The organism is Bradyrhizobium zhengyangense (genome assembly GCF_022012555.1).
Taxonomy (GTDB): domain Bacteria; phylum Pseudomonadota; class Alphaproteobacteria; order Rhizobiales; family Xanthobacteraceae; genus Bradyrhizobium; species Bradyrhizobium zhengyangense.
Genome location: NZ_JAKLTZ010000012.1, coordinates 1 through 13,839 on the forward strand (window position 1 = coordinate 1; position 13,839 = coordinate 13,839).

A 13,839-nucleotide genomic window follows, 5' to 3' on the forward strand; every position below is an offset into this window, starting at 1 on the left:
TCCTCGTTCAACGGCGTCAACCTGCTGAACGGCGACCAGCTCAAGCTGGTGTTCGACGAAACCGGCAAGTCGAGCCTGAGCATCACTGGCGTGACCTACAACTCCAAGGGCCTGGGCCTCGCCGCGTTGACCAGCGGTGTCGACTTCATCGACAACGCCGCGACCAACAAGGTGCTGACCAACCTGAACACGGCTTCGAGCACGCTACGCTCGGAAGCCTCGGCGCTCGGTTCGAACCTGACGATCGTGCAGGTTCGTCAGGACTTCAACAAGAACCTGATCAACGTGCTGCAGACCGGTTCGTCCAACCTGACGCTGGCCGACACCAACGTCGAAGCGGCGAACAGCCAGGCACTGTCGACCCGGCAGTCGATCGCGGTCTCCGCGCTGTCGCTGGCCAACCAGTCGCAGCAGAGCGTGCTCCAGCTGCTCCGCTAATAGCAGCTCGCATCGCAAGCAAGATCCGGCGGCGGGGCTTCGGCTCCGCCGCTTTTTTGTTCACCATTGTTCGGCGAACAGCATTCGAGAAGGCGGGGAGCGATCGATAAAGTAACCAGCGGTTATGGTTAATGGAGAGTAAGCGAGCAAAATCGCCAACGATTTCAGATTGATTGCGAGACCGGCTAGCGCGCCCCGACGGTTTATGGTGAACGGGCGCTTATGAGAGTGAGGTTCGTTTCACCCTTTGTTAGCCATGTCATCGCACCCTGTGCCGGTCACTCGATCCAGAAGCGATCGAACGAAGACGCGTAAACCAGAAGGGTAAGAGTCATGTCCGGTATTGTTCTCTCTGCGTCGGTTCGTCAGAACCTGCTGTCTCTCCAGTCCACCGCCGATCTTCTCGCCACCACACAGAACCGTCTGTCGACCGGTAAGAGCGTCAACTCGGCCCTGGACAATCCCACCAACTTCTTCACCGCACAATCGCTCGACAATCGCGCCAGTGACATCAACAACCTGCTCGATGGCATCGCCAACGGCGTGCAGGTGCTGCAGGCTGCCAACACCGGCCTGACCTCGCTGCAGAAGCTGATCGACAGCGCAAAGTCGATCGCCAACCAGGCGCTGCAGACCACTGTCGGCTATTCTTCGAAGTCCAGCGTTTCGACCACGATCGCCGGCGCGACGGCGGCCGACCTGCGCGGCACCACGAGCTTCGCCAGCGCAGTCGCCAACAGCAACGTGCTGTACAGCGGTGCTGCGGGTGGTGTGACCGCCGCTACGTCTGGCGCCACGCTGGGCGGCATTTCGGGATCCGACACGGGAACCGTCATCAACGCTGCGACGACTGCGGCCAAGCTCCTGAACGGCGCGGCTGCGGGCGACGCGAACGCCGGCGTTGCGGCCGGCGACACGCTCACCGTCAGCGGCAAGACCGTCACGTTTGCTGCGGGTGACGTTCCGACCACGATTCCGACCGGCCTGACCCAGGTTGCGGCATCGGCAGGCGTGACTACGGGCAACGTCTTCACCGACACGAGCGGCAATGTCACCGTTTATCTCGGTTCGACCACGAAGGCCTCGATCGGCGACGTGCTGACTGCAGTCGACCTTGCCAGCGGAACGCAGAGCAACGTTGCCGGCACCCTCACGCTCAACGCCGGGCAGACCGCCTCTACCGTCACGGGCGGCGGCGCGCTGAAGCTGCAAAGTACCACCGGTTCCGACCTGAGCGTGACCGGCAAGGCCGACATCCTGAAGGCCCTCGGTCTCACCAGTGCGACCGGCGCCGGCAATGTCACGGCAACTGCTGCGCGCACCACGAGCTCGACGACCGTGTCGTCGCTTGTTTCGTCGGGTTCGACGCTGAACGTCGACGGACATGTCATCACCTTCAAGGATGCACCGACGCCTTCTGCGGCTTCACTCGGCGCGACTCAGGGTGTGTCGGGCAACGTCGTCACCGACGGTAACGGCAACTCGACGGTCTATCTGCAGAACGGCACGATCTCCGACGTTCTGAAGGCTATCGACTTCGCCACGGGCGTGCAGACCTTCACGCTCAACGGCAGCGGCAGCGGCACGCTCGCGACCGCCTCGGGCCAGACAGCCTCGTCGATCAACACCTCCGGCCAGCTCAAGATTTCGACCGGAGTCAATGCCGATCTGTCGATCACCGGTACCGGCAATGCGCTGTCGGTGTTCGGTCTCGCCGGCAATACCGGCACGGCCTCGGCCTTCACCGCTGCGCGCACCTCTGGTGTCGGTGGCATCGCCGGCAAGACCCTGACCTTCACCTCCTTCAACGGCGGCACGGCGGTCAACGTCACCTTCGGCGACGGTACCAACGGTACGGTCAAGACACTCGACCAGCTCAATTCGCAGCTTCAGGCCAACAACCTAGCCGCAACGATCGACGCCAACGGTCAGCTAACCATCACCGCCTCAAACGACTACGCGTCTTCGACGATTGGCTCGACCGCGGCCGGTGGTGCGATCGGCGGCACGCTGACGTCCGCTCTGACGTTCACGACCGCCTCCACACCGGTCCAGGACGTGGTGGCGCAGTCGGCCCGCGCCAATCTGGTGTCGCAGTACAACAACATCCTGAATCAGATCGACACGACCTCGGTCGACTCTTCGTTCAACGGTGTCAACCTGCTGAATGGCGACCAGCTCAAGCTGGTGTTCGACGAGACCGGCAAGTCAAGCCTGAACATCACCGGCGTGACCTACAACTCCAAGGGTCTGGGCCTTGCCGCGCTGTCTGTCGGTGTCGACTTCATCGACAACGCCGCGACCAACCGGGTGCTGACCAATCTGAACTCGGCCTCGAGCACGCTGCGTTCGGAAGCCTCGGCTCTCGGTTCGAACCTCTCGGTCGTGCAGATCCGCCAGGACTTCAACAAGAACCTGATCAACGTGCTGCAGACCGGCTCGTCGAATCTGACGCTCGCTGACACCAACGTCGAAGCGGCGAACAGCCAGGCGCTGTCCACCCGCCAGTCGATCGCGGTCTCCGCGCTGTCGCTGGCCAACACCTCGCAGCAGAGCGTGCTCCAGCTGCTTCGCTAATAAGAAGCTGAAATTACTCAATAAAATCCGGCGGCGGGGCTTTTGCCCCGCTGCTCTTTTTTGCGTTCCGAGTTAGGGCAGGGCGTACACCAGCCATTAACCCTATCCCTTAAACCGGCGTTAACCATACTTTAAAGGACAGGTCCTAAAACTGGACAAAAGCCCGCTTCCAGACCCGCGCGGCCGATTCGTATCCGGTTCAAGAGGAAGACCTGCCAATGTCCAACATCGTTCTCTCGGCGTCAGTTCGCCAGAACCTGTTGTCGCTGCAGTCGACGGCCGACTTGCTGGCCACGACGCAGGAACGGCTGTCGACCGGCAAGAAGGTCAACACGGCGCTCGACAATCCCACCAACTTCTTCACGGCGCAGGGGTTGGACAACCGGGCGAGCGACATCAGCAACCTCCTGGACGGTATCAACAACGGTGTGCAGGTGCTCCAGGCGGCGAATACCGGCATCACCTCGCTGCAGAAGCTGATCGACTCCGCGAAATCGATCGCCAACCAGGCGCTCCAGACCACGGTCGGCTACTCCACCAAGTCCAACGTCTCGACCACGATCCCGGGCGCGACGCCGGCGGACCTGCGCGGCACGACCTCGTATGCGAGCGCGACCGCCAACAGCAATGTGCTCTATACGGGCGCGGCCGGCGGCGTCACGCCGGTGACGGCGGCCGCCGCGCTCGGCGCCTCGCTGGGATCGACCGCCGGCACGTTGACGACCGGTACTGCGGTGAATGCCGCCGACAACAGCACCGCGCTCATCGGTACCGACACGCTGCTCGGCACCACCACGTCCACCACGTTCAGCACGCCCCCCACAGACGGCGACACCATCACCGTGAACGGCAAGACCGTCACGTTCCGCACCGGTCCCGCGCCAGCGACGCAGCCGACCGGCTGGGGCCTCAATGCCAGCGGAAGCATCGCCACCGACGGCAACGGCAACTCGATCGTCTATGAGGGAACCGCGGCCGCACCCAAGGCAACCGTCAACGACGTCCTCAGCGCGATCGACCTTGCCAGCGGCGTCAAGACGGCTACGATCAGCGCCGGCGCGGCCACGATCGCGACCAGCGGCGCGACTGTCGGTACGCTGCAGACGCCGTCCTCCATCACCGCCGGCGTGGTCACGCTGAAGAGCTCAACCGGCGCTGACCTGAGCGTGACGGGCAACGCCGACTTCCTCCACGCCCTCGGCCTGACGGCCGCGACCGGCGCGGGCAATGCCAGCGTGAGCGCAAGCCGGTCGACGACCGCGGGCTCGCTCGGCACGCTGGTCCAGGACGGCTCGACGCTGAACGTCGACGGCCACACCATCACCTTCAAGAACGCGCAGACGCCGCAATCGGCAGCGAGCGTGCCCACCGGCTACGGGGTCAACGGCAACGTCGTCACCGACGGCAACGGCAACTCGACGGTCTATCTGCAGAGCGCGAACCTGACCGACCTGCTCAACTCGATCGACCTTGCGACCGGCGTGAAGACCGCCAGCCTCTTCAACGGCGCAGCGACGATCAGCACCACGTCGGGGCAGATCCCGTCGTCGGTGAACTCCAGCGGCCAGCTCTCGATCTCGACCGGCATCAACGCCGACCTCTCGATCACCGGCACCGGCAACGCGCTCAGCGCCTTCGGTCTCAGCGGCAACACCGGAACGGCGACCGCGTTCAGCGCGGACCGCAAGTCCGGTGTCGGTGGCGTCAGCGGCAAGACCCTGACCTTCACCTCCTTCAACGGTGGCACGCCTGTCAACGTCACCTTCGGCGACGGCACCAACGGTACGGTCAAGACGCTCGACCAGCTCAACGTCCAGCTTCAGGCGAACCACCTGACGGCGACGATCGATGCCAACGGCGTGTTGACGGTGACCACCGTCAACGAATACGCATCCTCGACCCTCGGCTCGTCCACCGCGGGCGGCACGGTCGGCGGCACGCTCACCGGCGTGCTCGCCTTCACCACTGCGCAGCCGCCGGTGCAGGATCCCGTGGCGCAGACCGCGCGTTCGAGCCTGGTCAGTCAGTTCAACAACATCCTGGCGCAGATCGACACGACCTCGCAGGACTCATCCTTCAACGGCGTCAACCTCTTGAATGGCGACACGCTGAAGCTGGTGTTCAACGAGACCGGCAGCTCCACGCTCGGCATCAACGGCGTGGTGTTCAACGCGGCGGGTCTCGGCCTTAGCAATCTCGTGCCCGGCACCGACTTCATCGACAACGGCGCGACCAACAAGGTGCTGCAGAGCCTGAACGCGGCCTCGAGCACGCTGCGCTCGGAAGGGTCGTCGCTCGGTTCGAACCTGTCGATCGTGCAGGTGCGCCAGGACTTCTCGAAGAACCTGATCAACGTGCTGCAGACCGGCTCGTCCAACCTGACGCTCGCCGACACCAATGAGGAAGCGGCCAACAGCCAGGCGCTGTCGACCCGCCAGTCGATCGCGGTCTCCGCGCTGTCGCTGGCCAACCAGTCGCAGCAGAGCGTGCTGCAGCTGCTCCGCTAATCCGCGAACGCAAGAACGAAGCTTGAGACGGCGCGGCGGGGCTAATGCTCCGCCGCTCTTTTGAGGGAGTTCGCTAAGACAAGATTAGCCGCGATCGATGCGCATGATGCAGTGCAAGTTTACAGCTTGCGTCTCGCGCATTTATCCTCGCGCTCACAAGGACGCCGCGACCCGTAATAATCCGGAGTCCTTCCAGGCGCACATGTAAGCAAATCTTAAGCGCTACTGCATAGGGTTGGGAAAGAAATCCTTAAGTCCGTTCAACGGGCTAGGAAGCTTCCAAGGTGTGATTGATGTCGAATTCCGCTGCCTCGGCCTACGCGCGTGTTGCAACGACCACTGCATCTCCTCGCGACATCGAGGCGCAGACTCTGTTGAAGGCCGCCAACAAGCTCCAGGACGCGGTCAATGCCGCCGATCCGTTCAGCGAGCAGACTACGCAGGCGCTGCTGTTCAATCGCAAGCTCTGGACCATTTTCCTCAGCGAGGCGATGCGCGACAACAACCCGCAGCCGCTCGACGTCAGGCAGAAGATCGCCAACATCAGCGTGTTCGTGTTGAGCCAGACCGCGGCGCTGCAGATGAGCCCGCAGTTCGATCACTTCCGTCCGCTGATCGAGATCAACCGCAACATCGCTGCCGGTCTGTCCGGCCGGCCGTGACGGAGAGCCATGATGTCGGACATCATGAGCATCCTGTCGACCGCCTATAAGTCGAGCTCGCTTTCGAGCACCTCGGGCTCGTCCAAATACGTTCCGGTCGATTCGCAGCTCTATCAGGGCAACTGGAGCGGCACCTACTCTGACGGCAAGACATTCTCGCTCAATATCTCGCAGGTCGACGGGTTCCGCGCGCAGATCCACTACCAGAGCGGCGGGACCTCGCAATACCAGCAGGTGCTGATCAAGGATTCCTCGTTCCGCTTCGGCAATACGAAGTTCACGCTGACGAAATCAGGCGTGGCGCAGATCAAGAACGTCGTCACCGATCCTGCAACAGGCTCGAGCTATCTCGACACCGCCCAGGCCACGCTCGACAGCTGATCGACAGGCGCTAAGCGCTGAGGTCCGTGTTGAGCGGACGCGAGGGCTCCGACTTCAAATCCAGTGCGTGGAAATAGGCTCGCCGGCGCAGGATCGCCTCGTCGGGAAATTGATTGACCACTGCGTCGGTCTTTTCGTTGACGACCTGGAAAACCATGGATGCAGCCGCCTGGTCGAACACGACCTGGCGCGAGATGTTCGCGTTGCTCTGCAGATCATTACTCGCAGGCGCGCTCGTATCGCTTGCGGCGACCGTCTGGCGCACCGGCAAATCGGTTTGCACGGCATCGTTCGCCGCCGAATTCGACGTCGCGACGATCTGTACGGGGGCCGGGATCCCCACCGGCCTGATGCTGAAATCTGTACTCATGGCAGCCTCCTGGTTGCCTCGCGTGAGTCAAATCCCAACCCCTCTCAATACGCAACCATGGAACAACAGGATTGAATACCCGGTAAGGAAACGTGCCTAACCGCGCGACGCTTTTGCCGCGCGGTTTTTCGTAAAATTTGAAGTGGTTTTGGTGTGTGCCTAGAGCGTGCGGCTAACCGCGAGCGGCGTGATGTGACGCGGGCCTGGCGTGGCACGGCGGCCCGCCGCGGTATAGGTGTTCGGCACGTTGCGCTTCTGGATCTCGGTGTTGACGCCGCGCACGACGCTTTCCGAGACCGCATGCGCGGTCGCGAGCACGGTGAGGTTGACCTGGAGCATGGCGCGGAAGGCGTCGTGATGCCGGTGCAGGGTCGACAGCAGCTCGGGCGCCGATTTTGCAAGCTTGTCCTGGTTCGCCTTCAGCTGGCCGACGGCGACGACATAGCGCCGCGACAGCTCCTGCTTCTTGCCTTCCATCATCATGGCCTCGCGGACCTTGCCGGCGCGGACCAGTTCGGTCTCGCGCTCGATCAGGCCGAGCAGGGCGTTCATCGCATCCATCAGATCTTCGGCGAGCTTGCGCGCCTCGGCGCTGCCTGGCGTGTTGCTCGGGCGCTGCGCGGGCATCGGCTGACGTGACGCGTTGAAGTGGTTCATCTCGTTTGACCTTATGCCGTACGAAGAGTGGTTTTGGCCTGCTGCATGATCAGGGTACGGTAGACGTCGCGGGCGACGCCGACGCCACCGGCGCTGGCGAAGTTCTTGGAATATTGCTCGGTCAGCATCGAGCGCCACACGCCGGTACCCGGCGTGTCGCCGAACGGACCTTCGCCCTTCAGGCCCGAGGTCATCTGCGCGAACATGCTGTTGAGGAACATGCCTTCGAAATCGGTGGCGGTCTTCTGCGCCTTGGCCTGCTGCTGCGGCGAGACCTTCTGAAGCGCTGCGGCAAGCTCGAAGTCGGGCCGGCCGTTACGGCTTTCCACCGAGAAGGCTGGGTTCGGGGATAGGGTGGCGGTGGCGAGATGCGCAGAGTTGATCATGCCGGTCTGCATCACATCACCTCGATGTCGGCTTCAATTGCGCCGGCGGCCTTGATCGCCTGCAGGATGCTGATGAGGTCGCGCGGGCCGATGCCGAGGCCGTTGAGTCCGTCGACGAGCTGTTGCAGCGAGACGCCGTCCTTGACGACGGCGAACTTCTTGCCGTCCTCGGTGACGCCGACGCTGGAGCGTGGCGTGACCACGGTCCGGCCCCGCGACAGCGGGTTGGGCTGGCTCACTTGCGGACTCTCGGAGATCGTGACCGTGAGATTGCCTTGCGCGACCGCGACGGTGGCGACGCGAACGTCGCGGCCCATCACGATGATGCCGGAGCGCTCGTCGATGACGATCTTGGCGGCGAGGTCCGGATCGACCTGAAGCTGCTCGATCTCGGTCAGGAAGGCGACCACATTGCCCTTGAACTCCGGCGGGATCGTCAGCTGCACAGTCGAGGGATCGATCGGCTCGGCGCTCTTGACGCCGAGATAGTCGTTGATCGCGGCCGCAATGCGTTTGGCGGTGGTGAAGTCGGCGTTGCGCAGCGCGAGCCGTACGTTCGGCAGACGATTGAGCGCAAACTCGATCTCGCGTTCGATGATGGCGCCGTTGGCGATGCGGCCCACGGTCGGCACGCCGCGCACGATCTTGGCCGCTTCGCCTTCGGCCTGGAAGCCGGAGATCGCGAGCGAGCCCTGCGCGACCGCGTAGACGTTGCCGTCGGCGCCGAGCAGGGGGGTGACGAGCAGGGTACCGCCGCGCAGATCCTTGGCATCGCCAAGGGCGGAGACGGTGACGTCCATGCGCGTGCCTTGCGTGGCGAAGGCCGGCAGGTTGCCGGTCACCATCACGGCGGCGACGTTGCCGGTACGGATCGTGGCGCCGCGGATGTTGACGCCCATGCGTTCCAGCATCGCTTGCAGCGACTGCTTGGTGAAGGGGATGTTGTTGAGGGTATCGCCGGTGCCGTTGAGGCCGACGACGAGGCCGTAGCCGATCAACTGGTTCTGCCGCACGCCTTCGATATTGGCGAGATCCTTGATGCGTGAGGTCGCGTTCGCGGACGCGACCGAAAGCGCCAGCGCCGACAGCGCGGCACAGGCCACCCCAAAAATCCTCACCCAACGAACGCCTGGCATCCTCTGCTCCCCAAGGCTCCCGAGAAGCCTCCTCACATCTCGGACCGTCTGCGACACTCCCATGTCGAGCTGGTCCGACGCTGTCCTTGCGAGTGCTGTGCCAACGCAGAGCGGAGGGGTTAGGCGATTGAATAGGTTGAGTAAATTTGTTTCCTCCGATGTCAGCGCCCGTTGTCGCTGAGGAGCGAAACTGCCGTGTGCCGGCAGATTTTGCCGGGCCGTTTACGCGTCGTTAACCATAATGCGGCGAATGTGGCGCATCGATCACCCGGATTGCTTCGATGCGCATCTACGGACCGAATGGCACCACGCTAGGGACGCCGGCCAGCCAGGCCAGGCGGACGAGCTCCGGCACCTTCGTGCTGCCGGATACCTCGTCGGCGCAGGAGACGCGCAGCGCGGCTGCGCCGAAGGCCACCGCCAACATCGACGGGCTGCTTGCACTCCAAGGTATCGAGGAAGATCCGGTCGAACGCCGGAAGCGTTCGGTTGCCCGCGGCAAGACCGCGCTCGACGTGCTCGACAATCTCAAGATGGGACTGTTGTCGGGCAATCTCGATAAGTCGACCGTGATGCGGCTGCGTGATGCGGCGGCAAACCTGAAGTCGTCCTCTGGCGATCCTGGCCTGGATTCCGTCCTGTCCGAGATCGAGCTGCGCGTCGAGGTCGAGCTGGCGAAGGCCGGGCAGGGCTGATCATTATTCAACTAGCTGAGCGTTCGGGGAACGGCTCGACGCCGCTTCCTCCTTTTGCTGCGTGTCGTAGCGGCGCTGGGCGGCGAGCACGTCTTTCAGATTCTCTTCGGCCCAATCGCGCAGCGGATCGACCGCGGTGGCGAGCGTCACGCCGAGCTGCGTGATCGAATATTCAACAGTCACCGGCACGGTCGCGATAGCGCGCCGCTTGAGCAGGCCGTCGCGTTCGAGCGACTTGAGAACCTGGCTCAGCATCTTCTGCGAGATCCCTTCAATCGTACGACGTAACTGATTGAAGCGCATCGGCTCCTCGCGCAGCAACAGCAGGATCAGCACGGCCCATTTGTCGCCGACCCGATCGAGGATTTGGCGCGTCGGACATTCGGAGGCATAGACATTGGGTTTCATCTCGGGCTCTCGCGCTTGCCTGGCTCGGCATCCGTTGTTGCTGGTTACTCGTGCGTAATCAGGTAAGCACAAAGTGCGCTCTTAACACCAGCATTCTTTGCGATATCTAGTTACTGTTAGTTACTATAGCAGCAAAGGAGCCTTCCATGAAAATCGCAGTCGCCGGCGCCTCGGGCCGGGCCGGGTCGGAGATCACCAAGGAACTGTCCCGTCGCGGTCACGCGGTCACCGCCATTGCCCGGAACCCGGAAAAGATTGCGGCGCTGCCGAACGTCACGCCGACCAAGGGCGACGTGCTCGACCGGGCCGCTCTGACGAAGCTCTGGGCCGGGCACGACGTTGCGGTGAGTTCCGTGCACTTCCTGGCGAGCGACCCGCACAAGCTGATCGGCGCAGCCAAGACGTCCGGCGTCGGGCGTTATCTGGTTGTCGGTGGCGCCGGCAGCCTTGAGGTCGCTCCCGGCGTAAAATTGGTCACAACCCCCGGGTTTCCCGCCCAATACAAGGCCGAGGCGGAGGCGGGATCCGCGTTCCTCGACCTGCTGCGTCAGGAAAAGGAGCTGAACTGGACCTTCATCTCGCCATCGGCGCTGTTCGTCGAGGAGGCGCGGACGGGCAAGTTCCGACTCGGCACCGACCGGCTTCTCGCAGATGCGAACGGCAAGAGCTGGATCAGCTTCGCCGACTACGCCATCGCGCTCGCCGATGAGATCGAGAAACCCGCCCATCAGAGGCAGCGTTTTACGGTCGGCTACTAGGCTTTTGGCCGCCCCCGGGCTTCTCCCGGATAAACCTTCCTGTGCAAGGGCTTGGGGGCGGTAACTGCGCCATTAAGGAAATATTGTCTGTCACAAGGGGTAGCTATATAAGCCCCGGCTCAACGGACCCCGTTCCGTTCGCGAGTCGTTGCTTAAAAAGATAGGCCGCCCTTGGAAAAGTTGAAAAACTACCGACCGACCGAAAAAGAGCCTTTCATGAACGACCGGCAGAAGGAGTACTTCCGTTTGAAGCTCCTCGCCTGGAAGGATGAGATCCTCAAAGAGTCCAAGCTCACCCTGCAAGCCCTGCAGGAGGAGAACGTGAACCACCCCGATCTCGCTGATCGGGCATCGTCCGAAACCGACCGTGCCATCGAACTCCGCGCCCGCGACCGCCAGCGCAAGTTGATCGCCAAGATCGACGCCGCGCTCCAGCGCATCGAGGACAACACCTACGGCTATTGCGAGGATACCGGCGAGCCAATCTCGTTGAAACGGCTCGAGGCCCGGCCCATCGCGACGCTCTCGGTGGAAGCGCAGGAGCGCCACGAGAAACGCGAGAAGGTCTATCGCGACGAATAGAATCCGAGCCGCAGAGATGCGGCTCTTTGTTTTTGGACTATGCCGCCACCCAAAGAACGGGTCGATCGCGGTTTAAGAACGAGTCGGTTGGTGCGAAGGCACATTTGCAACCGGCGGGCAGCGCGTGGTTAGAATATACGCGGAGTTCATGAGCCGCCAGAAGATGAAGGTCTCCTACACTCGCTTTTCGGCATTCGTTGCCGAACTTGGATTTGCCCGGGACGCGGACACCCGACGTCTGAAGAGACGGTGACGAGCGGGTTTGATGACGCCGCGCCCGACGAAACCAGTTCCGTCAACGCATCTTTTGCGCACAAACCCCGCCGATGCTGCGACCAACGGGCTTATTGCCAACACAGGTTAATCCCCCTAAGGTCTACCCCGCCAGCGAGAACAACGAATACGTGTCGCAGGGGAATCCCCTGCGAGGGAGATGCTCATGCCGCCGGCAGACGCCGCACCGTAGCGCTTCGGCGAGGGGCCAGGCTTTGGCTGCTGCCCCCACCTCCAGAACGGAGAATTCGAGACTTCAGGACGAGCGAACTCGCCGTGCGCGGGTTCGCCACGACACGACGCGACCTATCGGTAGGGAGAGGCGAGGTGGGACGGGCCTGGACTACGCAAGACGACGTTCGGTTGCGCTCCGAGCGCTTCAACAGCATCGAAACTCTGAAGAACCCGATCGGCAACTCCCAGATCGAAATCGTTCAACTCGGGCGGGGAAGGCTTTCTGGCGAGCTCCTGCATGGACGGATCGAGGACGTCGCTTTCAGTCGCGGGCAGTTCTCCCTCAGCGTACGCGCCACCGGCGTATTCAGCCCGGACAAGATCGTCGTCGGGACCCTCCTGGCCTGCGTTGGAGGATCCCGTAGCCTGGGCGACACCGTCGTCCCGGGGGACGTCCTCATGCATCCACCCGGAGCCGAGCATGATAGACTCTACGAAGGCGCTGCACGGTTCGCAGGCGTGATGTGCGACCCCGCGGAGATTTTGGACTTGTTCGTGGCCGAGGAGCATGTCTCGGATCCGGAGTTCTGGACCAAACGCCGACACTTTCGCTTCACGGATCGCCGTACTGGCGCGCTCGGCGCGTTATTGGCGCTGCTTGCGGGCCGGCTGCAACATGGCGGCATCCCTCAAGGGGCGGCCGCGGAGTATTGGAAGCGCTCGGTCCTCGACGCCTTCATCGGTCCCGTCGCGATGGAGCCGGGGGCCGGCAGGGAGCGGCCCGTCGCGTCGTCGACGAGGATCGTCCACGACGTCGAAAGATACCTCCATAAATACGGTAATCGGGCCGTCCACGTCTCCGAGATCTGCGAGAAGCTCAAGCTCAAGCGACGAACCCTGTATCGCGCCTTCGACGAGGCCCTCGGGATCGGACCGATCGAATTTCTGAGGGCGAAGCGGCTGTCCATGGTCCATCTCCGCCTGCGACAGGCAAGTCCCGATGAGACCGGCGTCCTCGATGTCGCGACCGAGCTCGGCTTCCTCGAATTCGGTCGCTTTGCGCAGCAGTATCGGGCGCTCTTCGGCGAATACCCTCGCGAGACGCTTCACCGCAACGCTCGCAAGAAGCGGCCCGATCTAAAAACGTCCTCTTCCCCTGACGATTTGGCACGATTCGCATAACGCCGCGATCGCGTCCGAGTTTAAGCTACGCCCACGTAGTTTGCGTAACTATGCTTACCAGAATTCTTATTTCGGCCCGGGGCGACCCCGGAGGGAATTGGAAGCATGCGTGACATTGTTTGCGGCACTGTCCGTCGTTCAGTCTCGATCTCACTCTTCACAATCTCACTGACCGTTTCATCGCTGGATAAGGTCGCGGCGGCTCCCCTGCCTCCGCCAACGGTCATCCAGGCGCCAGATACAAGTTCCGCTGCCATCGAGGTACGAGCCGCCGCACGGGGAGGGCGTGCAGTCGTCGGGCCGCGAGGCGGTGCGGTGGTACACCGAGGCGGCGCCGTCGTCGGACCCCGAGGAGCGGCATACCGCGGCCGCACGGCGGTAGTCGGGCCACGCGGCAACGTGGCGGTGCGACGAACGACGGTCGTTCGGCCGGGCTATAATGGCGGCGGTGTCCGTTGGGCGCGCCCCGGCTGGTATCGGTGGCCCGCCGGTGGCGCGATTGCGGCAGGAGCCGCGATCGGCGTCGTTACCGCTGCGACCGCAGCGGCGTGGGCCGGTGCTGCGCCGGCGCCCGGCATGTGCTGGTACTACACGGATCCCTCCCGCACGCAGGGCTTCTGGGATTATTGCCAGTAGCCGCAGCGGATGGGCGC

15 protein-coding genes are annotated in these 13,839 nt (G+C 63.0%); 10 read left to right on the top strand and 5 right to left on the bottom strand.

Going from position 1 to position 13,839, the window contains the following annotated elements; all coding sequences use genetic code 11:
* The 5 genes from L6639_RS31955 to L6639_RS31975 form a co-directional block, all read left to right on the top strand.
* Nucleotides 1-438: flagellin (locus tag L6639_RS31955; protein ID WP_276575778.1), on the top strand; the 438-nt coding region annotated here is incomplete at its 5' end.
* Nucleotides 439-771: 333 nt separating this feature from the next.
* Complete coding sequence (locus tag L6639_RS31960) at nucleotides 772-3,015, top strand: DUF1522 domain-containing protein (RefSeq protein ID WP_237865516.1); 2,244 nt, start codon at nucleotides 772-774, stop codon at nucleotides 3,013-3,015.
* A gap of 218 nt (nucleotides 3,016-3,233) precedes the next feature.
* Nucleotides 3,234-5,522, top strand: a complete 2,289-nt coding sequence (locus tag L6639_RS31965) for a DUF1522 domain-containing protein (RefSeq protein WP_237865517.1) — start codon at nucleotides 3,234-3,236, stop codon at nucleotides 5,520-5,522.
* A gap of 293 nt (nucleotides 5,523-5,815) precedes the next feature.
* Nucleotides 5,816-6,184 (top strand): flagellar biosynthesis regulator FlaF, encoded by a 369-nt coding sequence (gene flaF / locus L6639_RS31970; protein WP_057747396.1) that lies wholly within the window; start codon nucleotides 5,816-5,818, stop codon nucleotides 6,182-6,184.
* Between the two features lie 12 nt (nucleotides 6,185-6,196).
* A complete protein-coding gene (locus L6639_RS31975) occupies nucleotides 6,197-6,565 on the top strand; it encodes a hypothetical protein (protein ID WP_237865519.1) in 369 nt (122 codons plus the stop codon).
* Nucleotides 6,566-6,575: 10 nt separating this feature from the next.
* Here L6639_RS31975 and L6639_RS31980 read toward each other — a convergent pair whose 3' ends face one another.
* From L6639_RS31980 to L6639_RS31995, 4 genes are all read right to left on the bottom strand, one after another.
* The gene (locus L6639_RS31980; RefSeq protein WP_237865521.1) at nucleotides 6,576-6,935 is read right to left on the bottom strand and encodes a hypothetical protein; all 360 of its coding nucleotides are present in this window, start codon (nucleotides 6,933-6,935) and stop codon (nucleotides 6,576-6,578) included.
* A 159-nt stretch (nucleotides 6,936-7,094) separates the two neighbouring features.
* Nucleotides 7,095-7,592, bottom strand: coding sequence for a hypothetical protein (locus L6639_RS31985; RefSeq protein WP_237865523.1), 498 nt, complete (start codon nucleotides 7,590-7,592; stop codon nucleotides 7,095-7,097).
* A gap of 11 nt (nucleotides 7,593-7,603) precedes the next feature.
* Nucleotides 7,604-7,990, bottom strand: a complete 387-nt coding sequence (gene flgJ, locus L6639_RS31990; RefSeq protein ID WP_237865525.1) for a flagellar assembly peptidoglycan hydrolase FlgJ — start codon at nucleotides 7,988-7,990, stop codon at nucleotides 7,604-7,606.
* Nucleotides 7,990-9,114 carry a flagellar basal body P-ring protein FlgI gene (locus L6639_RS31995; protein WP_237865532.1) on the bottom strand — a complete coding sequence of 375 codons (1,125 nt, stop codon included), beginning with the start codon at nucleotides 9,112-9,114 and terminating at the stop codon, nucleotides 7,990-7,992. The genes flgJ and L6639_RS31995 overlap by 1 nt, the downstream gene beginning before the upstream one ends.
* A gap of 281 nt (nucleotides 9,115-9,395) precedes the next feature.
* On the opposite strand from L6639_RS31995, the gene L6639_RS32000 reads away from it, so the two are divergent.
* On the top strand, nucleotides 9,396-9,809 hold the full coding sequence (locus L6639_RS32000) for a flagellar assembly protein FliX (RefSeq protein ID WP_237865534.1): 414 nt from the start codon (nucleotides 9,396-9,398) through the stop codon (nucleotides 9,807-9,809).
* Between the two features lie 3 nt (nucleotides 9,810-9,812).
* Here the strand turns inward: L6639_RS32000 and L6639_RS32005 are convergent, their stop codons facing one another.
* Nucleotides 9,813-10,217, bottom strand: coding sequence for a winged helix-turn-helix transcriptional regulator (locus L6639_RS32005; protein ID WP_237865536.1), 405 nt, complete (start codon nucleotides 10,215-10,217; stop codon nucleotides 9,813-9,815).
* A 146-nt stretch (nucleotides 10,218-10,363) separates the two neighbouring features.
* Between L6639_RS32005 and L6639_RS32010 the strand changes: the two genes are divergently transcribed.
* From L6639_RS32010 to L6639_RS32025, 4 genes are all read left to right on the top strand, one after another.
* Complete coding sequence (locus tag L6639_RS32010; RefSeq protein ID WP_237865538.1) at nucleotides 10,364-10,975, top strand: NAD(P)-dependent oxidoreductase; 612 nt, start codon at nucleotides 10,364-10,366, stop codon at nucleotides 10,973-10,975.
* A 216-nt stretch (nucleotides 10,976-11,191) separates the two neighbouring features.
* Nucleotides 11,192-11,557 carry an RNA polymerase-binding protein DksA gene (gene dksA, locus L6639_RS32015; protein WP_008554760.1) on the top strand — a complete coding sequence of 122 codons (366 nt, stop codon included), beginning with the start codon at nucleotides 11,192-11,194 and terminating at the stop codon, nucleotides 11,555-11,557.
* A gap of 636 nt (nucleotides 11,558-12,193) precedes the next feature.
* Nucleotides 12,194-13,186, top strand: a complete 993-nt coding sequence (locus tag L6639_RS32020; RefSeq protein WP_237865546.1) for a helix-turn-helix domain-containing protein — start codon at nucleotides 12,194-12,196, stop codon at nucleotides 13,184-13,186.
* Between the two features lie 405 nt (nucleotides 13,187-13,591).
* Complete coding sequence (locus L6639_RS32025; protein WP_237865548.1) at nucleotides 13,592-13,822, top strand: hypothetical protein; 231 nt, start codon at nucleotides 13,592-13,594, stop codon at nucleotides 13,820-13,822.
* Nucleotides 13,823-13,839: the final 17 nt, after the last annotated feature.